This is a genomic window from Pedobacter humicola, assembly GCF_056490705.1.
Map to the genome: position 1 here is coordinate 287,457 of NZ_JBWJIG010000001.1, position 24,598 is coordinate 312,054.

Consider the following 24,598-nt stretch of genomic DNA (forward strand, 5'->3'; position numbering starts at 1 on the left):
TCATCGAAGCGAAACAATCTTTTCAAAAGGCTAGAAAGATTGCTTCGTCGTTCCTCCTCGCAATGACGGCGATAACGACATTACTTTCACTTTTCTCCCTTACAGCCAATGCAAAAATCCTTTTGCCTCAAATCTTATCGAGCAATATGGTATTGCAAAGGGATAAACCCATCAATATTTGGGGTTTTGCTTCAGTTGGCGAAAAGGTAGAAGTGGCATTTGCTGGTCAGAAAAAGGCAACCATTACCGACAAAAATGGAAACTGGTTTGTAGTTTTAACGCCTTTAAAAATATCGGCGAAAGCTCAAACAATGACTATCACTGGCTCGAATAAAATTGAACTCACCAATATTTTAGTCGGTGAGGTTTGGGTCTGTTCAGGTCAATCCAACATGGAATATGCCATGCGTAAACTGGCTAAAATTCCGAGACCTAAAAACGAAAAATTAGGTTTCCCGTCGGATGAGGTGGCAAAAGCAAAAAATGATCAGATCAGGATCTTCCTGGTTAACCGAAAAACCCTGATCAAACCCGATTCGATTCATAAAAGCTGGGCTATAGCTCAGGATTCGGCCTTACGTGCTTTTTCTGCTGTAGGTTATTTCTTTGCAAAAGAAGTTCAGGAGAAACTGGGTGTACCTGTCGGAATGATCTCCTCAGCCATTCCAGGCAGTGCCATTGAGCCGTGGATTTCAGAAAATGCGTTTGAACATGAGGATTATTTCAAGAACCAAAAGGTAGGTAATGATCCTGGTAAATTTTATCCCACCATGATCGAACCACTTACCCAATTTAAAATCCGTGGTTTTCTTTGGTATCAGGGCGAAACCAATTGTTTTTTGAATGAGAAAATCAGTTATGCCTATAAAATGAAGGTGTTAATCAATAGCTGGAGAAAGGCCTGGAAAGAAAATACTCTTCCATTTTATTACGTACAGATTGCCCCTTTTAATTATTCAAAAACCAAAGGAAAGGTACCTGTTGATGAAAATACAGAGCCCGAACTTTGGGAAGCACAAAGCCAGTTGCTACGTTTACCCAATACCGGAATGGTATCGACTAATGATTTAACAGATTCGAACGAAGACCTGCACCCCACATACAAATGGGAGGTAGGAAGAAGATTGGCGCTTTGGGCATTGGCAAAAACCTACAGTCAAAACATAGATTTTTCGGGCCCTATTTACAAAATGGCCTCTTTTAAAGAAGGGAAGGTACTGTTGGATTTTGATTATTTAAAATCTTCCTCTTCAAATCCAATTACAGGCTTTACCATTGCCGGAAAAGATGGAAAGTTCATCAATGCCGGGGCTGTAGTTAAAGATGGAAAAGTGATGGTTTCGGCAAAAGAAATTGCAGAACCTGTGGCTGTGCGCTATAACTGGACAGAGAATCCGTCAGGAAATTTTTATAGCAATGGCTTACCTGCTTTGCCTTTCCGTACTGATAATCCCTTAACTAAAACTTTTAAAACCAATTAATGAAGCGCAGATTTATACTCTTCTTGTGTTTAGTAACCACGTTTTGCTCATTAAAGGCACAGCAAATTGAAAAATTATACCTATCGGGAACCGGAAATGACGATACGGTGAATTGGGATTTTTTCTGTACAGCTGGTGCCAATTCTGGCAAATGGACCACCATTCCGGTGCCATCAAACTGGGAATTACAAGGTTTTGGGAAATATAATTACGGTTTTAATAAAGAGGAAAATAAAGGCAAAGAACAAGGACTTTATAAATATAGTTTTAAGATTCCTGCCAATTGGAAAGACCAAAAAATCAATATTGTTTTCGAAGGATCAATGACTGATACCGAAGTGAAGATTAATGGGAAATCTGCTGGTGAAACACATCAGGGCTCCTTTTACGTATTTAGATATGACATCTCAAAATTGATTAAGCTTGATGGCGATAATTTACTTGAAGTAAAGGTATCCAAACATTCTGCAAATCAATCCGTTAATGAAGCCGAACGTAAAGCCGATTTCTGGATTTTCGGAGGGATTTTCAGACCTGTTTACCTGGAATCATTACCTCAAACGCATATCGATCGAATCCAGATTGATGCCAAAGCTGATGGTAATTTAAACGCTCAACTTTCTTACACAGGCGATGCGGATAAAATGGAAGTTAAGCTTTTTGCTAAAGATGGAAAGCGTTTGGATCATTTTACCACCAGTATTAAAAAAGGAATCAAAAATGTACAGCTGAATCATCAGTTTCTGAATCCGGCATTATGGTCTTCAGAGTTTCCAAACCTTTATACCGCTACTTTTACACTGATCAAAAACGGAAAAGAAATCCATCAGGTTGCTAAAAAAGTAGGTTTTAGAACGGTAGAGGTAAAAGAACGTGATGGTGTTTACATCAATGGCGTAAAAATGAAATTTAAAGGTGTAAACCGGCACTCTTTTTATCCATCATCGGGCAGAACAACAAGCAAAAAAATCAGTATTGCCGATGTACTGTTGATGAAAGAAATGAATATGAATGCCGTTCGCATGTCGCATTATCCTCCAGACGGACATTTTCTGGATGTCTGCGATTCGCTTGGGATGTTTGTGATGGATGAACTGGCAGGCTGGCATGGCACTTACGATACCCCAACAGGAACAAAATTGATGAAGGAAATGATGTTGAATGATGAAAACCATCCATCCATTATATTTTGGGCCAATGGAAACGAAGGTGGACACAACCGCCAGCTAGATCACCTTTTCGCAGAAGAAGATATTCAAAAACGGTCTTTAATTCATCCATGGGAAGTTTTTAACGGATTCGAAACCACGCATTACCGTGAGTTTAATTACGGAATTGGCAATTACGATCACGGACACAACATTTTAATGCCTACCGAATTTCTACATGGCATGTGGGACGGCGGTCATGGTGCAGGGATACAAGATTACTGGAATGCCATGTGGAACAATCCGCTTTCGGCAGGTGGTTTTCTTTGGGATTTTGCCGATCAGGGCATAGTGCGTACCGATAAGAACGGCGAATTAGATACAGATGGTAATCATGGTCCGGACGGAATTGTTGGCCCATACCACGAAAAAGAAGGCAGTTTTTATACTATTAAGGAGGTTTGGAGTCCGGTTTTTGTAGAAAAAAGAGAAATGACCGCTGGCTTTGATGGTTCGTTTACCATAGAAAACCGTTATGCTTTTACGAACCTTAACCTATGTACTTTCAGCTGGAAACTCAAAAAACTAAAAGCTGGTAAAGATGACGAATTTAAAACCGGAAAAACGGATGCACCAGATATCAAGCCTTTTGAAAAAGGAAAGCTGCAGGTTAATCTTCCGGCGGATTGGCGAAGTTTTGATGCCTTATACTTAACGGCAAATGCACCAGATGGTAAGGAGCTGTTCACCTGGAGTTTTCCGATTGCACTGCCAGCGGATGATGCAACAAAAATCGTTGTAAAAACAGGTTCTACTAAGGTGAGTTTAAAAGAAGATTCAAAAGTTTATCAGGTTTCTGCCAATGGCATTGATTTAACTTTCGATAAAACGACTGGTTTGCTGCAACAAGTGAAAAATGCAAATGGTGTAATTCCATTTTCAAACGGACCGGTTTTGCAGGAGGGTGTAAATAACTTTAAAAACTTCACCAAAAGGGTGGACGGTGAAAATTTGGTGATTTCATCCAAATTTGATAAAAAAGAAAGTTGGAATACTTTGCAATGGACCATTTATCCATCCGGCTGGTTAAAAATGGAAGTGAAATATTTTCCATCGGATTACTTTACCACATTCGTGGGTTTGAACTTTTCTTATCCCGAAACAGCGATCAAAGCGGTTGAATATAAGGGGAACGGACCATATCGTGTTTGGAAAAACAGAATGAAGGGCACGCAATTTGGCATCTGGAAAAAGGATTACAACAATTCTGCAACAGGCGAAGCTCCATGGCAATATCCTGAATTTAAAGGTTATTATTCGAACATGTATTGGTGCGAGTTTATCGGAAAACAACAATCGTTTAAAGTAATAACGGATAAAGAAGATGTTTTCTTAAGGTTATTTACACCTAAGAAATCGAAGGATACTGAATACGATAACATGAGCCCGACATTCCCTAATGGTGATATTTCATTTATGAATGCAATTTCGGCTATTGGCACAAAAACACAAAAACCCGAAACAACCGGACCAATGGGAATGAAAAATATTTATTACGATTTTGATAAAGATCCGGCCAGGGCACTGAATATGACCTTGTATTTTGATTTTTCAATAAGTACATCGTCATTGCGGGAAGGTACCACGAAGTGAAGGAGAAAAGTATTATTAAACAATATAAAAGATCAGTAAAATCAATAGATCCGTGTAATCAACCGCGAAGCGTAATGAACATTAAAACCTATATATTGATCATCTGCGTTTGCTTACTGCCATTTTCAAAAGTGGTGGGGCAAATCGTTTTGCAGCATACCACCTGCGAGATGCTCGAAAATCCATTGGGAATCGATGTTCAAAAACCAAGGTTTGCCTGGCATACCATTTCCAAAGCGCGTAATGTTATGCAAACCGCTTATCAGATCTTAGTGGCTTCATCTGAAGAAAAGTTAACAGCAAATGATGGCGATTTATGGGATTCAGGAAAAGTAAATTCACCAGTATCTATTCATGTAATTTACAATGGAAAAGGGCTTAAAAGCAGGGATAAAGTATATTGGAAGGTTAAAGTGTGGACGAGCGCAGGTGAAAGCGAATGGTCTGCAAACAACTATTTCTCAATGGGTTTGCTATATTACAAAGACTGGCCGAAAGGCTGGATTGGTTTCGACAAGGCATTCCCATGGGATAACATTAAAACCGATTCACGCTTGTCTGCAAGGTATTTCAGAAAAGAGTTTCAAAGTACGAAAGAAATTAAATCCGCCACGGCATCTATTGTGGGTTTAGGTTTATACGAACTGTTTATCAACGGTAAAAAGGTGGGCAATGATGTTTTATCTCCATCCGCGACTGATTACACCAAAAATGTAAAGTATAACACTTACGATGTAAGCAGTTATATTCAGAATGGTAAAAATGCCATCGGTACGGTACTTGGAAATGGCCGTTTCTTTGCCATGCGCCAAAATGAAAAGCCTTATAAAATCAAAACATTTGGTTTTCCGAAAATGCTGATGAACATCAATATCGTTTATACCGATGGAACAACAGCAAACATTGACACTGACGACAGCTGGAAAGGCACAGCTGATGGACCAATCAGAACCAATAACGAATATGACGGTGAAGAATACGATGCTACCAAAGAAGCAACTGGCTGGAATAAAATAGGCTTTGACGATAGTAAGTGGGCAAAAGCCGAATTTGTACAGGAACCAACAGGAACCATTGAAGCCCAAATGAATGAAAACATGCGGGTGATGAATACAATAAAACCTGTTTCCATTACTAAGCTTTCGGGAGGGCGGTATATTTTGGATATGGGTCAGAATATGGTGGGCTGGTTGCAGATTAAGGTAAGAGGGGTAAAGGGAAAACAAATCAAAATGCGTTTTGCAGAGTCGCTACAAGATAATGGAGAACTTTTTACGGCTAATCTTCGTAATGCAAAATGCACCGATTTGTACACATTAAAAGGAGGCGAACCGGAAACCTGGGAGCCTACTTTTGCTTATCGTGGATTTAGATACGTAGAACTTTCGGGATATACTTACCAGCCATCGGCAAATGATTTTGTTGGCAAAATGATCTACGATAACATTAAAACGGTCGGAATGTTCGAAACCTCGGATGCTTTGACCAATCAGATCTTCAAAAATGCCTGGTGGGGAATTGCCGGTAGTTATAAGGGGATTCCGGTTGATTGCCCGCAACGCAACGAACGCATGCCTTGGCTGGGCGATAGGGGCGCTGTGGCTTATGGAGAAAGCTTTCTTTTTGATAACGGCCGTTTTTATGCCAAATGGTTACAGGATATCAGAAATTCGCAGAAAGAGGATGGCGCCATTCCGGATGTTGCTCCAGCTTTCTGGCGTTACTATAGCGACAACATGACCTGGCCTGGAGCGATGCTTTTGGTTACCGAAATGTTATACAAACAAACTGGTGATGTTTCTGCCGTTCGTGATAATTATCCGTCAATGAAAAAATGGCTGGCCTACATGCAGGATCGTTACATGAAAGATTACATCCTGACTAAAGACAGTTATGGCGATTGGTGTATGCCACCGATTACCATCGAGTTTGGAAGAGGAAAAAGTGCAGACAAGAAATATCCATCTGAGTTAATCTCAACGGCTTATTATTATCATTTCACTCAATTGATGATGCAATTTGCTAAGGTAAGCGGCAACAACGAAGATGTTGAAGCATATGAGCAATTGGGAAATAAAATAAAAGAGGCTTTTAACCAGAAATACTACAACGAAAAAGGCTATTACGCTACAAATGCGTTAACTGATAATATCATTCCACTTTATTTTGGAATGGTTCCGCAGAACAAGGTAGATCAGGTGTTTAAGAATATAACCTACACGGTCGAAGTAACCAATAAAGGCCATTTAAGTAATGGTTTGGTGGGTATTCAATGGCTGATGCGCTGTTTAAACGATAACGGCCGACCAGACCTGGCTTATACCGTGGCCACACAGAAAACCTATCCGAGCTGGGGCTATATGGTTGATCAGGGTGCAACCACCATCTGGGAATTGTGGAATGGAAATACGGCAGATCCAAAAATGAATTCGCAGAACCATGTGATGATGCTCGGCGATCTGCTTATCTGGTATTATGAAAATCTGGCCGGTATTAAATCAGAAACTGCTGCCTTTAAAAAGATACTGATGAAACCGGAGATAATTACTGGTTTAAACTCAGTTAATGCCAGCTACAATTCGGCTTATGGGTTAATCAAAAGTAGTTATAAGCGAACAGGAAATCAGTTTAACTGGAACGTTACCATTCCGCCAAACACAACGGCATGGGTTTATATTCCGGCAAACAACAAAAATGAAGTTTCAGAAAAAATTAAGTCTATAAAGGACTTAAAGTTTATAAAAATGGAGCATAACAGGGCAGTGTATGAGCTTGGTTCTGGTGATTACGCTTTTGTGGTGGAGAAGAAATAATATAACTGGCCGTCTTTGCGAGGTATGAAGCAATCCTTTTGGCAATGACGCATAAATAAATACAATTATGAGAAAGTTTTTAAACCCATTGATTTTGATCACCTTACTGATTACCTCGGTAAACGCGTTCAGTCAAACGAAAGATGTTGTTGTACCAGAAGAAATCCTGACTAAGGTTAAAGAATGGACTTCAGCTTTAAATTTAACTGATGCAGCTAAAAAATCAGCTGTTGAACATGCGATTGCGGTGCATTTAACAACGGTAAGGGATTGGCATAACGAGCATCCTTCATCAAGTGTTCCTGATGGAATAAACCCGGTTACAGGCAATAAATTAAGTGATTTAGATAAACAGATTATTGCCGATTCCGCCATGCCGTCAACGGTTCATCAATCGCTTATGGATGAATTGAAAAAGAATTTAACAGCAACGGAGGTGGAAAGCATTTTGGATAAATACACTATTGGAAAAGTTGAATTCACGATGAAAGGTTATAAAGCCATCGTTCCTGATTTAACCGCTGATGAGGAAGCGAAAATTTTAGCTTTTTTAAAACAAGCGAGAGAACAGGCGATAGATTATAAAAACATGAAACAGATTTCAGCCATCTTCGAAATTTACAAAACAAAATCGGAACAAATGCTCAATAATAACGGACGCAGCTGGAGAGCACTTTACAGTGCTTATACCAAAAAGATAAAAGAAGAAAAGGCGGTTAAGGCGAAACAGTAAAATAACATCGTCGTTGCGAGGAGGAACGACGAAGCAATCTTTCTTGATAGGATAGATTGCTTCAGTGAAGAAAAATCAGCTTCGCAATGACGGTAATCAAAAATAAGATGTTAAAAAGAAAAATATACTTCACAATAGGACTTGTTTTCATGGTAGCAGCTGCTCAGGCCCAGGTCGAAAAATGGCAAAAAGGTGTGATCAAACAGGAGTTTTTGTATGACAAAGCACCATTCCCATCCTGCCACTCTGCTACCATAGCAGAAACGCCAACAGGTTTAGTGGCCTCATTTTTTGGTGGGACTAAGGAGCGTAATCCAGATGTAGAAATTTATATCAGCCGTTTTGTGGATGGTAAATGGCTGGCGCCCTTTTCGGTAGCCAATGGTATCCAGCCTGATGGCAAAAGATTGCCCACGTGGAATCCGGTCTTATATCAGGTTCCGGGTGGAGACTTGCAGTTGTTTTACAAAATCGGGCCAAAACCCTCAGAATGGTGGGGAATGATGAGAACTTCAAAGGATGGTGGCAAAAACTGGTCTGAGGCCATTAAATTACCTGATGGTGCTATCGGCCCGGTAAAAAATAAACCCGTTTTATTAAGCAATGGAAATCTTTTTGCACCCTCGAGCAGAGAAGGCGATGGTTGGAAAATTCATTTCGAAGTAACCAAAGACAACGGCAAAACCTGGAGAACAATTGGCCCACTTCCTGAAAACGGGATCAAAGCTATTCAGCCAAGCATTTTACAATATGGAAATGGCAAACTGCAGATCTTGGCCAGAACAGCTAACCGTGCGATTGTAGAATCCTGGTCTAATGATAACGGAGAAACCTGGTCGGCCTTAACCAAAACTTCATTACCAAATAACAACTCCGGAACCGATGCGGTAACGATGAAAGATGGTCGCCAGGTATTGGTGTACAATCATGTTTTACCCCCAGGCGATTTAGCAAAAGGACCCCGTACCCCGTTAAATGTCTCCATTTCCAAAGATGGAAAAGAATGGTTTGCGGCCTTAATTTTAGAAGATTCACCGATCAGTCAATATTCTTATCCTGCTGTTATTCAAACTTCTGATGGGATGTTACACTTCATTTATACCTGGAGAAGAGAGAAAATTAAACATGTAGTAGTTGATCCGTCAAAATTGAAATTGAAGAAAATTGTAAACGGCACCTGGCCTAAAATAAAAGGTTATACCGCTCCCGTGATTACAGAAACCAAAAATGAGGAGGGTTAAGATGAGCAATGCAAATAGATATGTTATTTCGGGTACCGAAATCTTTGATAGCAGAAATTGTCCCCCTCTGGAGGGGGTTGGGGGAGGATTTAAATTACTTTTTGCTATTTTATTAAGTTTATTTTCAGTTACAAATCTCTCCGCCCAAAACCAAAATACCGATAACCTCTATAAAAAACCATTAGTTGAGGTCTTAAAAGAGATTCAAACCCGTTTTAAAGTTCAGATCAAATATTCGGAGCCACAGGTAAAAGACAAATGGGTAAACTATGCGGAGTGGCGTTTTCGTGCAAACGTTGATGAGACGCTCGCGAATGTACTTACCCCTTTGGATATGAAAGTAAACAAAGAAAAGCCTGGTGTTTACAAATTAAAAGAATACGAATATTACCGATGGGAAGTTCAGGATGGATGGGCCTATCTGGATAGTTTGGCCACAAAATATCACGATAAGATGAGTTTGGAAAAACGTAAGGCAGAAATAAAACCTGAATTGTACAAGGCTTTATTGTTATCGCCATTACCTGCAAAACCCGACTCAAAACCGATTGTAACTGCGAAGAGAATTTACGACGGCTATTCTGTAGAAAACATTGCGCTGGAGATTCTACCCGGCGTATGGATTAATGGTTCATTATACAAACCACTTCATTCTAAAGGAAAAATCCCTGTTGTACTTAGTCCCGATGGGCACTGGGAAAAACAACGCTACAGACCCGATTGTCAGATTCGTTGCGCCATGATTGCCAAGATGGGTGCTATGGCTTTCAGCTACGATCTGTTTGCCTGGGGTGAATCGATGTTGCAGTTTAAATACGAAGATCACCGTAAAAGCCTGTCGCAAACCATTCAAACTTTGGGCGGAATCAGAATTTTAGATTACTTCTCATCATTAAAAGAAACAGATACCACCAGAATTGGAATCAGCGGTGGTTCCGGAGCGGGAAGCCATTCTATTTTAATGACGGCTATGGATGACAGGATTAAACTGAGTGCCCCTGTAGTGGCCATGTCGTCTTATTTTTATGGTGGCTGCCCATGCGAAAGTGGAATGCCTGTTCATCAGTGTGGCGGCGGAACTGATAACGTAGAATTAGCCGCAATGGCCGCACCCCGTCCCCAGTTATTAGTTTCAGATGGCAGCGATTGGACAGCAAATACACCCGAACATGATTTTCCATACCTGCAAAAAATGTATGGTTATTATGGCGTGAAGGATAAAGTGGAAAACGTTCATCTTCCTGATGAAAAACATGATTTTGGTATTAATAAACGCATTGCATTGTACGATTTTTTAATCAAAAACTTCAAATTAAACGCGGCTGCAGTTAAAGGTAAAACCAGTAAATATGATGAAAGCAAAGTAACCATCGAAAAGGAAAATGCCCTATATGTTTTTGGCGACAAAGGTGAAAAATTACCTAAAAATGCCGTAATGGGTTTTGAAAATTTAGAGAAATTATTTCCGTTAACCTCGATCAAATAACAGATATGGAGCATCAAAATAGAAGATCTTTTATTAGCAATGTGGCTTTATTAACAGGTGTTTTAATGATTCCCGATCAATTGCTTTTTGCGGTTGAAAATAAAAAGAATAGGTATAAGATCGCCGTAATCGATTTAATGATCCTGAAACGTCAAAAAATAAGTGCTTTGCCAATGGCAAAAGAAATTGGTGCCGATGGATTGGAAATTGATATGGGTGGTTTGGGCGATCGGGAGACATTTGACAATAAACTCGCCGATCCAAAAATCAGACAGGAGTATCTGGATAAGGCAAAAGAATTAAATCTTGAGATCTGTTCTTTGGCGATGACCGGATTTTATGCACAATCATTCGCCAAGCGACCAACTTATCAGAAAATGATTCAGGATGCTTTAGATACCGCCAAAGCCATGAATATTAAAGTAATATTTCTTCCATTAGGTATTCAAGGCAATTTGGTTAAAAATCCAGAATTGCGTGAACCAATTGTAGAAAGATTAAAGGTGGCAGGCAAAATGGCATCCAAAGATGGCATCACCATCGGAATTGAAAGTGCATTAGATGCAAAAGGCGAATTACAGTTATTAAAGGAGGTGGGTTCTATACATGTTAAAAGTTATTTCAATTTCTCCAACGCCATAAAAAATGGGCGGGATTTGCATCAGGAACTCAGGATTTTAGGCAAGAAAAATATTGTTCAAATTCACGCTACAAATGAAGATGGTGTTTGGTTACAAAATGATCCAAAGATCGATCTGAATAAGGTAAAAGAAACCCTAGACGACATGGGCTGGAAGGGATGGCTGGTGGTAGAAAGAAGCCGGGATGCAAAACAGCCGACAAATGTAAAATATAATTTCAGCGCCAATACCGCTTACCTGAAATCAGTTTTTCAAAACCATGCGTTGTCATTTCGGGGTACGAAGCAATCTCAATAAGGGAATATGGAAATATCCAGAATAAAAAAGATGCAAATCGCAAATGATAAAAAAAGTCTTGTGCCTTGGTTCGCGTCTTCACGAACCAAACAGTTTAAACCGTTTTATAGTCTGGTAATTCTGTTATCGTTACTGTGCCTGAAATCAAGCGCAATAGATATTTATGTGTCCGTAAATGGTACTGATCGTAATTTAGGTACGAAAGAAAAGCCTTTGGCAACATTGCATTCGGCCATTAGAAAAGCCCGTGAATTGCGGCGTTTAAATGATGTCTCGATTAAGAATGGAATCCGGATTATCATGGGCAAAGGTTTTTATCCATTAAACGAACCTGTTGTTCTTCGTCCTGAAGATTCTGGTACAAAAGATAGTCCGACGGAAATTATTTCAGCGCCTGCTGAAAAGGTTATTTTGAGTGGAGGTGTTCAAATAAATGGCTGGAAAAAACTCAGCCATTTTATTGCCGGTCTGCCAAAAGAATCTATTGGGAAGGTTTGGGTTACTGATATTCCCAATTTTGATGGCAGTGATCTCCAGTTCAGACAGCTTTGGGTAAACGGAACCAAAGCTATCCGTGCAAAAAATTACAACGGTGAAGAAATGGGAAGGATTTTATCCTGGGATAGCAAAAAGCAGACTTGTACCATTCCACTCCAAAAAAACATCAGTTTAGCGAATATTAAAGGGATGGAAATGCTCATCCACCAGTGGTGGGCCATTGCAAATCTCCGCGTAAAATCTGTTAAAGTGACTGGCAATAGTGCAGAACTTTCTTTTATGCAGCCCGAAAGCAGGATCCAATCTGAGCATCCCTGGCCAGCGCCATGGATTTCGGAGAAAACCGGAAATTCTGCTTTTTACCTCAGCAATGCGATCCAGTTTTTGAACGAACCTGGCGAATGGTTTGAAGATTTACTAAACCATAAAATTTATTACTGGCCAAAGGCATCGGAAAACATGCAAAAGGCTGAAGTAATTGCTCCTGCATTAGAGAACCTTATTAAAATTGAAGGTACAATTGATCAACCGGTTTCTTTTGTGAACTTCAAAGGGATTTCTTTTGAACATTCCAGTTGGTTGCGCCCATCAAAACAAGGTCACGTACCTCACCAGGCGGGTATGTATATGCTTGATGCCTATAAACTGGAAAAAGCTGGCACAGCAGATAAACCCACTTTAGAAAACCAGGCCTGGGTTGGCCGTCCCGCCGCTGCTGTGGAAGTGAGTTACGCAAATAACACTTCATTCGAATCTTGCCGATTTGAACATCTGGCTTCAACAGGACTGGATTACAGAAAAGGAACTGCTGATAATGAAATCAAAGGAAACTTATTTAAGGATATTGGTGGTTCGGCCATTTTAATCGGGACTTTTTCTGATGAAGCCACAGAAGTGCATTTGCCATATAATCCGACAGATCAAAGGGAAATTTCGACCAATAATACAATTGAAAATAACCTGATTACCGATGTAACTAATGAAGATTGGGGTGCTGTGGGTATTGGAGCAGGGTATGTTCGGGAAATTAAAATCCTCCATAACGAAATCAGTGAGGTTTCCTATTCGGGTATCAGTATGGGTTGGGGCTGGACGAAAACGAAAAACGCGATGGAGAATAACACCATTAGGGCAAATAAAATCCACCATTACGGCAAACACATGTATGATGTAGCAGGGATTTATACCTTATCTGCTCAGCCTGGATCATCTATTACCGAAAATGTGGTCGACAGTATTTATAAAGCACCATATGCACACCTTCCTGATCATTGGTTTTACCTGTATACAGATGAAGGTTCATCCTATTTCACCATCAAAAATAATTGGACACCCGCTGAAAAATATCTCCAAAATGCCAACGGACCAGATAACCTGTGGGAAAACAATGGACCAAAGGTGGATGAAAAAATAAAGCAACATGCGGGCTTAGAAAAACCTTTTCAATATCTGTTAAAGGAAAAAGCAAGCTATTCGAAAAAAACTATTAATCAAGCTATTGATCAGCCTGTCGTATTCGAATTGATCTTTAAATCAGATAATCTTCCAGGAAACAGCGCCATAAAAACTTTCGCAAAAGAAAACAACCTTCTGGCAAGCTCAATTTATAAATGGAACAATCGATTGGTGATTTATACTTCCGGTTTAAAAGTGGAGAGTTTAAAACAAACTTTGAAACGCTTAAGCGCTACTGAAATTAAATTGTATGATAATCTGTTTTATGATTTTAGCAGAGAAAAGAACTGTGGCGACAAATCCGTTGCAGAATGGGATAACATCATTTTATCGGCCAATTTGGTTAAAGATGAAAAAATGCAAAAAGAATACCTGAGCTATCATAAAACACAATTTGAGAAATGGCCCGAAATTTCAAGAGGGTTCTGTAATGCTGAATTTCAACGTTTAGCCATCTTTAAAAATGACCGGCAATTGATGCTGATCATCAGTATACCAAAAGGGAAAAAATTGGATGATTTAAATCCAAAAACCACCGAAAACAATCCTAAGGTGGATGAATGGAATGCCATTATGAAAAAGTATCAGGAAGGAATTGAAGGCACAAAACCCAACGAGGTTTGGGTGTTCTTTAAACCTATAGAATAGAGGACTTATTGTCCTCCACAGGAGAGGGCAAAGGGAGGTAAACAATAACGCTTAAAAAATAATATCATGTTAAGATTAGGGATTTTAGGTTTAGGAGAGGGCAGAAGTACAATTTCTGCATCATTATCAAGTAGGAAGTTTAAACTTATCCAAATTTGTGATGCCAATAAAAAACTTTGTGAAGAGCGTGCATTGGAATTTGATTTTAAAAACTGGACAACCAATTACGAGGACATGTTAACCAGTGACAAAATCGATATGATCGCAATTTATACGCCAGATCACCTGCATTTCGAACACATTAAACTGGCACTCGAACACGGAAAACACGTGGTGTGTACCAAACCATTTATTGATGATCTGAGTCAGGCGAATGAACTGTTGGAGTTGGCGAAGAAATCACGGAAAAAGATTTTTGTAGGACAAAGTTCCCGTTTTTTCGAACCTGCTAAACGTCAGAAGAAAGATTTTGATGAAGGTTTGATCGGAGATTTAATCACAATAGAGAGTCACTATCATGCCGATCACCGTTGGTTTTTGGAAAAAGGCTGGTCGCTAAAGCAATCGTTTAAATGGTTGTACGGCGGATTAAGCCACCCGGTTGATTTTATCAGATGGTATATGCCTGACATTGAAGAGGTAATGGGTTATGGTATGTTAAGTAGCAATGGTTTAAAAGCCGGCTTGAAAAATCAGGATACCATGCACTTCATATTTAAGGCAAAAGATGGCCGGATTGCAAGGGTTAGTGGTGCTTATACCGGGCCAACGCAACCTGCAAGTCGTGATAGTGGCATGAGCTGTATTTTGCGGGGAACAGAAGGCGCTAGTCAAGCCGATTACCACGAGCTTCGTTATTCGGTTACGACCAAGACCGGAGAAGAAAAGATCATTACCTGGGGCGATGCGACCTTAAAACATTATTTCCGTTTCGAAGGGCAGAGCCATCACGCTGGAGAATACCAGAACTACCTTGATTATTTTGCGGATAGCATCAATAACAATTTTACTGCCTATCCGGATTTAAAAGAAGGAATCGGAACTGTAGCGTTATTGCAGGCGATGGATCAATCTTTAGAAACCGGTTTGCCGGTAAAAATTGATGAAATTTTGGAGGCAAATCATATTAGCAGAGCATCGATAGGATTGTAATGATTGACCTCTATTACCTGATCATTCAGCCACGGAGACAAGGAGGAGCACATACACCTTAAAATGCCATGGGTCGTGTCTCTACGAACCACTACGGTAACGTATACTGTGTGATTCGCGATAATGAAAAAATAAACGCTCCGTGGATTCCGTGGCAAAAACTAAAAAAAACTAACCAAATGGGGAATATAGTAGAACGTTTAACCAATTTAGATTATTTCATCGTAATTGCTTACCTCATTATCCTGATGATCATCGGATATAGGGCAAGCTTTTCCAAAAAGAAGAACAGTGATGAAACCTTATTTCTGGCTAATAAATCATTAAACTGGAGCAGTATTGGCTTCAATATGTGGGGCACCAATGTTGGCCCATCCATGTTATTGGCTTTTGCGAGCATCGGTTATAGTACAGGTATCGTAGCAGTCAATTTCGATTGGTACGCCTTTATATTTTTATTCTTACTGGCTATTGTTTTTGCACCGAAATACCTTGCCGCCAAAGTGAGTACCATGCCCGAGTTTATGGGCAACCGATATGGCGATTCCACTCAGAATATTCTGGCATGGTATGCCTTGGTGAAGATCTTAATTTCATGGCTGTCGTTAGGGCTGTTTGCAGGAGGCTTTTTAGTCCGCCAGATTTTAGGCATTCCCATGTGGCAATCGGTTACGGTGTTGGTGGCCTTTGCCGGACTTTTCACCTTTTTTGGTGGTTTAAAAGCGATTGCCAAAGTAAACGTTTTCCAGATGATTTTACTGATTGCGGTTTCACTTTCATTGATGTTATTAGGCTTAAACAAGGTAGGTGGAATTTTGGCTTTGTATGAAAAGACACCCCATCATTTCTGGAATTTAATCCAACCCGCCAGCGATCCAAAATATCCTTGGTACGCCATTTTATTGGGTTATCCTGTTGCCGCTGTCGCCTTTTTCTGTACTGATCAATCCATGGTTCAGTCGGTTTTGGGCGCTAAAAATTTAAAGGAGGGACAATTGGGCGTGAGTTTTATTGGCTGGTTAAAAATTCTTTCGCTTCCTCTGTTTATCGGAACAGGGATACTTTGTTATGTATTGTTCCCGAACCTGAAAGACCCAAACGAAGCTTATATGACCATGGTAACCAATTTATTTCCTCCGGGCATGAACGGCCTGGTGATCGTGGTGCTGATTGCCGTTTTGGTGGGGACCATCGGTTCATCTTTAAACTCGTTAAGTACCGTTTTCACGATGGATATTTACGTGAAAAAAATCAATCCACAGGCCAGCAATAAACAGATTGTCCGTATTGGTCGTTGGGCAGTTGTAGCAGGGTGCATTTTTGCCGTTGTAGTGGTTTTAGCCATCGACAACATCAAAGGGCTAAATTTATTCGACGTTTTTCAGTCGGTTTTAGGTTTCATTGCACCGCCATTATCGGTGGTATTCTTACTCACCGTTTTCTGGAAAAGAACGACAAGAAAAGCCGTAAATTTTACGCTTTCGATCGGCTCTGTTTTGAGTTTGGGCACAGGTGTTACTTATTTATGGATTTTACCATCGGATAAGTATGCATTCTGGCCGCATTATCTGATGCTCTCGTTTTTTATTTTCGCTGGATTACTGATCATTGCGATCCTGATTTCCCTATTGGATAGAACACCAAGCATTTACACGGTTAATGCAGAACATGAGGCCAATATTGAAAAACCACAAAGGGCAGTTTGGATTTCGTGGATTGCATTAGCGGTGGTCATGATCGCACTATACTTATTTTTTAACGGACATTAATAATGATTAAAAGACAGATATAATATCAGTGTTTATCTGTGCCCATCCGTGGTAAAAGCCTTAAGCTAATAATATGAAAAACTTAAAAAAACTCATTCTCATCAGCATTTTTATCTGTTTAACAGCACAACTTTTTGCCCAAAAAGCATCGTGGATCTGGTATCCAGGGGATTTTGATATCTATATGAGCAATATGATGCAGAACCGGAGAACAGAAAGAGGTTCTTTTTTTCCGGTGTTTTGGAAAATGGATAGCCATTATGTGCTGGTCGATTTTCACAAAGAATTTAATCTTTCCCAGCCAGAAGAAGTTAAGTTGTTCGTAGAAGGTACTTACAATGTGAAAATTGATGGTCAGGCCATTTCAGGTTTTCCAAAAAGTATCCAAATTCCTGCGGGCAAGCACAAATTGAGTTTAAAGGTTTATAATCAGGCACACGTTCCGGCTATTTTTGTTCAGGGCAAAACGGTTGTTTCTGATGATACCTGGTTAAGCACCTTTGAGGATAAAGAATGGATTGATGCCAGTGGAAAAACCTCTGATAAATCGGGAACTACCTTTGTTTCGGCAGGTTCATGGAATTTAACGGATCCAACTCAACTACCATCACAATTTAAATTGCCCGTAATTGCGAAATTGGCTGTTAAAACCGAAAAAATAAATAAGGGTTCTGTTGCCGACTTTGGAAAAGAGACTTTCGGTTTCATTAAAGTTCACGGTTTGAAAGGAAAGGGAAGACTGGGCATTTATTATGGAGAATCAAGAGAAGAGGCCTTGTCAACAGACAAATGTGAAACCCTGGATTATCTTGATATCGACCTGGCTCAAAAAAAAGACTCCATTATGCCACTTTCGAAAGCTTTCAGATACGTGAATTATCAATCTGAAGGTTCTGTATCTGCCGATTCAGTTTCAATGCTGTATGAATATGCACCGGTTACCGAGCGCGGAAGTTTTAAATCTTCAGATACCGAACTCAACAAAATTTATGATGTAGCCAAATATACGTTCCATTTAAATACCCGTGAGTTTTTTATCGATGGAATTAAACGCGACCGTTGGGTGTGGAGCGGCGATGCTTACCAGAGTTATTTAATGAACTATTATTCATTTTTCGATGCACCAACTGTAAAGCGGACATTACTTGCTCAGCGTGGTAAGGATCCTGTAACAGCACACATCAATACCATTATGGATTATTCTTTTTATTGGTTTTTAGGGATTTATGATTATTACAAATTTACGGGCGATAAAAAGTTTGTGCAGGATATTTATCCACGAATGCAGTCGTTAATGACTTACATTGATGGTAGAAAGAATAAAAATGGCTTATTGGAATGGATGCCTGGCGATTGGATTTTTATCGATTGGGCAGATAAACTGAGTAAAGACGGTGAAGTGAGTTTCGAACAGCTTTTATATGCCCGGAGTTTAGAAACCATGGCATTGTGCGCTAAATTAGCTAATGACGGTGAGGGAGTTACAAAATACGATCAACAGGCGAAAGAACTGAAAAATAAGATTTTCGAACTTTACTGGAACCAGAACAAAAGTGCTTTAGTGCATAGCCGTATTGATGGTAAACAAACCGATAATGTAACCCGATATGCCAATATGTTCGGGATCTTCTTTGATTATTTTACGCCAGAACAAAAAATGGCTGTTAAGAAAAATGTGTTGCTGAATGATCAGATTGCCAAAATCACCACGCCATACATGCGTTTTTACGAACTTGAAGCCTTGTGTGCCATGGGCGAACAGCCTTACGTACTCAAAGAAATGAAAAGTTATTGGGGTGGTATGCTAAAATTGGGCGCAACATCTTTTTGGGAAGAATACAACCCCGATAAAAAAGGAACAGAGCACCTGGCTATGTACGGCCGGCCATTTGGAAAAAGCCTTTGTCATGCCTGGGGCGCGAGTCCGGTTTATTTATTGGGAAAATATTATTTGGGGGTACAACCCACAACACCGGGCTACGAAACCTATACGATTGAACCAAATTTAGGTAGCTTAAACTGGATGGAAGGAAAAATACCAACAGCCAACGGCGACATTTCGGTGTATTGCAGTAAAAAAGAAATCAAAGTTTCCTCAACAACGGGCTTAGGAAAATTAAAAATCAAAAGTAAAACCAAACCTGTTGTAAAAGATGCTAAAGTGAAAGAGGTTTCGAAAGGAATTTATGAAGTGGTGATTGAGAGGGGAAGGGATTACAATGTGAAGTATTCAGGATAGAAATATTAAACCTCACAGGTTTGGGAAACCTGCGAGGTTTGAAATTAAAAATCTTAATGTAGTAACTGCGTTGAATAGCTTGTCATTTACAAACGATAAAATTGTAAAGCTAGCTGCGCACTCATTGTGAGACGAGCGCAAGCAATTGGCGAAAAATCAGGATGTAATAACTCCGCGTTAGGGATTGTAAGGGTTCAGTGCCGATACTTCATCGGTACCGGAGCGAAGCCCTGCAAAGCCCGACCCTATCCGTATTTCACGGGATTGGGTAACGCCCAAATAAGTGTGAACTACTATTTTTCCGCTAACGCAAGCTTCTAACGAGCGTTGAATAGCTTATCGTTTATCTAGCTACGCACTTGTTGTAAAACAAGCACAAACACAAAAGCCACTCAAAGGGGTTAAACCCCAATCCGTTGTTCAATTTTCTTCACACATTTGTAAGCTTCAGCGAGTATCACATCATTGGCAATAGTTTGATCTACATTTATCGCATTTAACATCGAGATGGTCAAACAGGCGATGATCCCATTATTACCGGCAATCCCGATCGGTACCGAAAGGTCGGTCACACCAGAAACTGAATCACTATTTTTAAAATAAGAACCGGTTTGTTGAATATCAGTCAAAGAATTTAAGAAATCCTCTTGTTGGGCTTTGGCGTATTTTTTGAAAATGCCATTGTTTTTTAAGGTTGTGCTGCGCTCAGCATCAGACATATAGGCCAACAAAACTTTACCCGATGCAGTTAAAGGCAAAGGAAACAAATTCCCTTCTTCAATCGATAATGCAATCGGTCCCGGGCTTTTGGCGTGGATAATCACCATGACCTGGTTCATGTATAAAATACTTAAATGGCACGACTGGCGGATACTGTTTGCCAATTCTTCCAGCGGAAACTGTGCAGCCTTACGCAGCTCATCAATAGGCGAATGCCGGTGTGAAAGGTAGAAAAGTTTTAGCGACAGCCTATATTTACCCGATACCTCATCACGCAAAATATAACCGCGACTTTCCAAACTCATCAACATTCTGTAAATTTCGTTTGGTGTTTTCTCAATACCAATGGCAATTTCGGTTTGAGACAATGGGATAGACTGTGCGGATAAGTATTCCAATATATCAAGTCCTTTATCCAAAGCAGGCGCCTGGTATTTTGATTCTTTTTCGTTCATACGGGTTTAAATTTGGCTGTAGCGTATTTTTTACAATTTCAAACATACAAAATGCTTTCTTATTTCTACAAAAGAAGATTTCGTGTAATTTAAATACGAATATATGTTTTCATATTTAAAAAAAACATTTATATTTGAATTAGAGATAGCGATTTAAAGTTAAGCAATTTATAGGGCTTAATTAATAAGAGTTAAGAAATTATTTCTAAACTGATTTTATCGCTGATAACCATTTATAAACCTAAGCAAACACCGGTAACGGTGCACGACTATTGATGAGTAAACTCGTAATCTTTTCCTGGCTTTACTTCTTGAGTATTCCGCTCTTTGGGCAAGATATTAAGGTTGCTCAATTAGATTGTGAATACCGGAATAACCCGATCGGAATTAATGTGCTTTCGCCTCATCTAAGCTGGAAATTGCAATCTGCTAAACACAATGTAACGCAGGTAGCTTACCGGATTTTGGTTTCGGGCAGTTTAAATAACCTCGCTCATAATATCGGTGATGTTTGGGATAGCAAAAAAGTGACTTCAAGCCAATCCATTCAGATATCTTATAAAGGAATTAAACTTTTATCAACTAAAACCTATTATTGGAAAGTCTGTGTTTGGGACAATTACGGAAATCAATCGCCCTGGAGCACTTCTGCCCTTTGGCAAATGGGACTGCTCAATACCGAAGATTGGAAAGGCGCTAAATGGATTGCCTATGAAAAACTGGCCGATTCTAATGTGAACAGCTTGCCAACAGATGGCAAAAAAGACAAATACAATGGCAATAACACCTTGCCAATGTTCCGAAAAGCTTTTGCAGTAACAAAGACAATAAAAAAAGCAACCGCTTTTATTTCGGGTTTAGGCCATTTCGAAATGAGTTTGAACGGCTCAAAAGTAGGTGATGACTTTTTAGCGCCAGGCTGGACCAAATACGATAAAGAAGCTTTATACATGGCGTACGATTTAACCGGACAACTCAGAAAAGGGGAAAATGTAATTGGTGTGATGCTGGGTAATGGTTTTTATTATATTCCGCCAGTTAAAGAACGTTATAGAAAACTGAAAGTAGCTTATGGTTATCCGAAAATGATCTGTAGGCTATTGATCGAATATACAGACGGAACTTCAGCCAATATTATCAGTAACCAAACCTGGAAAACAGCACCTTCGCCAATCACTTTTTCAAGCATTTATGGTGGTGAAGATTATAATGCTAATTTAGAGCAAAAAGGATGGAATCTAGCCGCTTTTAACGACAGTAAATGGAAAGCTTCCTTGTTGGTTGACGGCCCTAAGTTAAACGCACAGAAAGAAGAACCTGTAAAAGTTTTTGAAAATTTCTCTGTTAAAACGATTACGCCAGTTGCCAATGGAGAATGGGTTTACGATATGGGGCAGAATTCATCTGCAATTATTGAATTAAAAGTTCGAGGTAAAAGAGGTGATACTGTTCGCATTACGCCTGCTGAACTGTTAAAAGCCGATGGTTCGGTAACACAGAAGAATATTGGCGGACCATCCTATTTCACCTACATTTTAAAAGGCGAAGGGGCCGAAACCTGGCGGCCAAAATTCTTTTATACCGGGTTCCGGTATCTGCAGGTTAAGGGTGGCGTTCCATCAGGTAAAGAAAATGCATCAGGCAAAACAGTGATTGAAAATCTAAAAGCCTTACATATCAGGAATGCAGCTCAGCAAGTAGGGAAATTCTCCTCTTCAAACGAATTATTGAACAAAACTTTCAGTCTGATCGATTGGGCCATTAAAAGCAACATGGTAAGTGTGTTTACTGACTGTCCGCACCGCGAAAAATTGGGTTGGTTAGAAGAGTTGCATTTAATGGGCAGTTCTGTACGCTACAATTACAATGCCGCCCCTCTTTTTAAAAAAGCCTTGCAGGATATGAAAAACTCGCAATTAGCGAGTGGCTTGATCCCTGAAATTGCACCGGAATATGTAAAGTTCGAATGGGGTGGCGATATGTTCCGCGATTCGCCCGAATGGGGGAGCAGTGGGATCTTAATGCCCTGGTACCTCTACCAATGGTACGGCGACAAACAATCTATGGCAGATTACTATCCGATGATGCAACGTTACATCAATTATCTGGCTACCAAAGCGAATAACCATATCTTGGCACAAGGTTTAGGCGATTGGTATGATTTAGGCGAAAAACCACCTGGTGTTTCTCAGTTAACGCCAATGGGGGTTACGGGTACAGCCATTTATTACTATGATTTAAAAATACTGGAAAAGATGGCTGCCCTTTTAGGACATAAAGCGGATGCCTCAGGATATGCGAAACTTGCCATTGAGGTAAGAGCTGCTTTTAATAAAAAATTCTTCAGCGCGCAAAGCAAGCAATACGCAACAGGCTCACAGTCGGCGAATGCCATGGCTGTTTATATGGAACTGGTCGATGAAAAAGATAAAAATGCTGTAATTAATAATCTGGTTAAAGATATCAGAGACCGGAAAAACAGTTTAACAGCCGGCGATATCGGCTACCGTTATGTATTACGCGTTTTAGAAGATGCCGGTAAATCGGATGTGATTTTTGATATGAACAGCCGCTCAGATGTACCGGGTTATGGGATGCAGATCGCCAAAGGCGCTACGGCATTAACCGAATCATGGGCCGCATTGCCAACGGTATCCAACAATCATTTTATGCTTGGACATTTAATGGAATGGTTGTACAGCGGAATAGGCGGTATCCGTCAGGCAGAAAACTCAATTGCATTTAATCATATTAAAATCGAACCAGAAGTAGTTGGCGATTTAACTTCTGCAGATGTAAGTTACGATACTCCTTATGGCAGGATTTCTACGAATTGGGCCAAAACAGATAAAAATTTCACGCTGGAAGTCAACATTCCTGTGAATACTAAGGCTACAGTATATTTTCCCGCTTGCCCAAAATCTGTGATTACCGAGGAGTATAATTCGTCGTTTACGGGGCTTGGAACTGAAAATGGTAAGGTCAAGCTGACTATCGGATCTGGGTATTATAAGTTTAATTTAAAACACCAATGAAAAAGATAATCCTTGCATTGTTCCTTTTTGTAAGTGCATTAAAATTAAATGCCCAAACGAATCCTGTTTCAGCAGAAACCATGGAGAAGATTTATCAGGAAGTTAAAACGCCTTATAAATATGGCCTGGTAATGGTGCCAGCAGATAAAGACCATAAAATGGATTGCCCGACTATATTTAGAAAAGGTAAGTTCTGGTATATGACTTATCTGATCTTTAGCGGTCGTGGTTACGAAACCTGGCTGGCAAAGAGTAAAGATCTATTGCATTGGGAGAATCAAGGTAAACTGTTGTCGTTTGGTGGTGCAGGTCATTGGGACGATAATCAAAAAGCAGGTTACAATGCGTTGCTGGATACGAAATGGGGTGGAAATTACAGTGTAAAGCAATTCGATGGTAAATATTGGATGTCGTATTTCGGTGGCAAGGAAAAAGGTTATGAAGTAGAACCCTTATCAATCGGTATGGCGTATACAAGCAAAGATCCATCAATAGTTCAGGAGTGGAGCCGCCTGGATAAACCCGTTTTAGCATCAGGCGATGCAGATGTACGCTGGTGGGAAAACCGTAATAAGCTTTTTAAAAGTACGGTAATTGAAGACAAACAAAAATTAACGGGACATGCATTTGTAATGTATTACAATGCCGTGGGAGATTCGTTGGTAAACAATAAAAAAACACGCTGGTACGAACGTATCGGCATGGCGGTTTCAGACGATATGGTGCACTGGCAACGGTTTAATAAAAATCCAGTAGTTCACCATCCGGTTGGCATAACAGGAGATGCTGTAATCCAGAAGATTAACGGTACCTGGGTAATGTTTTACTTTGGTGCTTTTTGGGAGGATAGAAAGGGTTCGTTTAACCGTTTTGCTGCTTCAAATGACCTGGTAAACTGGACCGACTGGACAGCTGATAACCTTATTGAATCGTCAGAAAAATATGATGAACTATATGCACATAAATCTTTCGTACTGAAATATAAAGGCATAGTATATCACTTTTATTGCGCTGTTAATAAACAAGATCAACGCGGCATTGCTGTGGCTACATCAAAAGATTTAGGTACAAGTAAACTGAATTTTGTAAGTGAAACAAAGAAATAGGATGAAGAGGCCAGAGAAAACATTAGGA

General features: G+C 39.9%; 14 protein-coding genes. 13 read left to right on the forward strand and 1 reads right to left on the reverse strand.

From position 1 onward, the window contains the following. Nucleotides 1-62: 62 nt before the first annotated feature. The 11 genes from AC04Q1_RS01150 to AC04Q1_RS01200 all read left to right on the forward strand — a co-directional run bounded on the left by AC04Q1_RS01150 (nt 63) and on the right by AC04Q1_RS01200 (nt 19,254). Complete coding sequence (locus tag AC04Q1_RS01150) at nt 63-1,481, forward strand: sialate O-acetylesterase (protein WP_478361025.1); 1,419 nt, start codon at nt 63-65, stop codon at nt 1,479-1,481. Next, on the forward strand, nt 1,481-4,282 hold the full coding sequence (locus tag AC04Q1_RS01155; protein WP_478361027.1) for a glycoside hydrolase family 2 protein: 2,802 nt from the start codon (nt 1,481-1,483) through the stop codon (nt 4,280-4,282). Before AC04Q1_RS01150 ends, AC04Q1_RS01155 begins: the two co-directional genes overlap by 1 nt. Before the next feature lie 74 nt (nt 4,283-4,356). Then, nucleotides 4,357-7,095 (forward strand): alpha-L-rhamnosidase, encoded by a 2,739-nt coding sequence (locus tag AC04Q1_RS01160; RefSeq protein WP_478361029.1) that lies wholly within the window; start codon nt 4,357-4,359, stop codon nt 7,093-7,095. Nucleotides 7,096-7,162: 67 nt separating this feature from the next. Next, a complete protein-coding gene (locus AC04Q1_RS01165; protein ID WP_478361031.1) occupies nt 7,163-7,828 on the forward strand; it encodes a DUF3826 domain-containing protein in 666 nt (221 codons plus the stop codon). 86 nt (nt 7,829-7,914) lie between these two features. Next, nucleotides 7,915-9,069, forward strand: a complete 1,155-nt coding sequence (locus AC04Q1_RS01170) for a sialidase family protein (RefSeq protein WP_478361033.1) — start codon at nt 7,915-7,917, stop codon at nt 9,067-9,069. Between the two features lies 1 nt (nt 9,070). Beyond that, complete coding sequence (locus AC04Q1_RS01175) at nt 9,071-10,555, forward strand: acetylxylan esterase (RefSeq protein WP_478361035.1); 1,485 nt, start codon at nt 9,071-9,073, stop codon at nt 10,553-10,555. Between the two features lie 5 nt (nt 10,556-10,560). Then, nucleotides 10,561-11,493, forward strand: coding sequence for a sugar phosphate isomerase/epimerase family protein (locus tag AC04Q1_RS01180; protein ID WP_478361037.1), 933 nt, complete (start codon nt 10,561-10,563; stop codon nt 11,491-11,493). A 30-nt stretch (nt 11,494-11,523) separates the two neighbouring features. Then, nucleotides 11,524-14,094 (forward strand): L-rhamnose mutarotase, encoded by a 2,571-nt coding sequence (locus AC04Q1_RS01185; RefSeq protein WP_478361039.1) that lies wholly within the window; start codon nt 11,524-11,526, stop codon nt 14,092-14,094. Between the two features lie 66 nt (nt 14,095-14,160). Further along, nucleotides 14,161-15,246, forward strand: coding sequence for a Gfo/Idh/MocA family protein (locus tag AC04Q1_RS01190; RefSeq protein WP_478361041.1), 1,086 nt, complete (start codon nt 14,161-14,163; stop codon nt 15,244-15,246). A 179-nt stretch (nt 15,247-15,425) separates the two neighbouring features. After that, nucleotides 15,426-17,015, forward strand: a complete 1,590-nt coding sequence (locus AC04Q1_RS01195) for a sodium:solute symporter family transporter (protein ID WP_478361043.1) — start codon at nt 15,426-15,428, stop codon at nt 17,013-17,015. Nucleotides 17,016-17,088: 73 nt separating this feature from the next. Then, a complete protein-coding gene (locus tag AC04Q1_RS01200; RefSeq protein ID WP_478361045.1) occupies nt 17,089-19,254 on the forward strand; it encodes an alpha-L-rhamnosidase-related protein in 2,166 nt (721 codons plus the stop codon). 401 nt (nt 19,255-19,655) lie between these two features. Here AC04Q1_RS01200 and AC04Q1_RS01205 read toward each other — a convergent pair whose 3' ends face one another. Further along, nucleotides 19,656-20,429, reverse strand: coding sequence for an IclR family transcriptional regulator (locus tag AC04Q1_RS01205; RefSeq protein ID WP_478361047.1), 774 nt, complete (start codon nt 20,427-20,429; stop codon nt 19,656-19,658). Between the two features lie 275 nt (nt 20,430-20,704). Here AC04Q1_RS01205 and AC04Q1_RS01210 point away from each other — a divergent pair, with 275 nt between their 5' ends. Together AC04Q1_RS01210 and AC04Q1_RS01215 are read left to right on the forward strand one after the other, a co-directional pair. Then, a complete protein-coding gene (locus tag AC04Q1_RS01210) occupies nt 20,705-23,464 on the forward strand; it encodes a family 78 glycoside hydrolase catalytic domain (protein ID WP_478361049.1) in 2,760 nt (919 codons plus the stop codon). After that, on the forward strand, nt 23,461-24,570 hold the full coding sequence (locus AC04Q1_RS01215) for a glycoside hydrolase family protein (protein WP_478361051.1): 1,110 nt from the start codon (nt 23,461-23,463) through the stop codon (nt 24,568-24,570). The genes AC04Q1_RS01210 and AC04Q1_RS01215 overlap by 4 nt, the downstream gene beginning before the upstream one ends. The last annotated feature ends 28 nt before the right edge of the window (nt 24,571-24,598 follow it).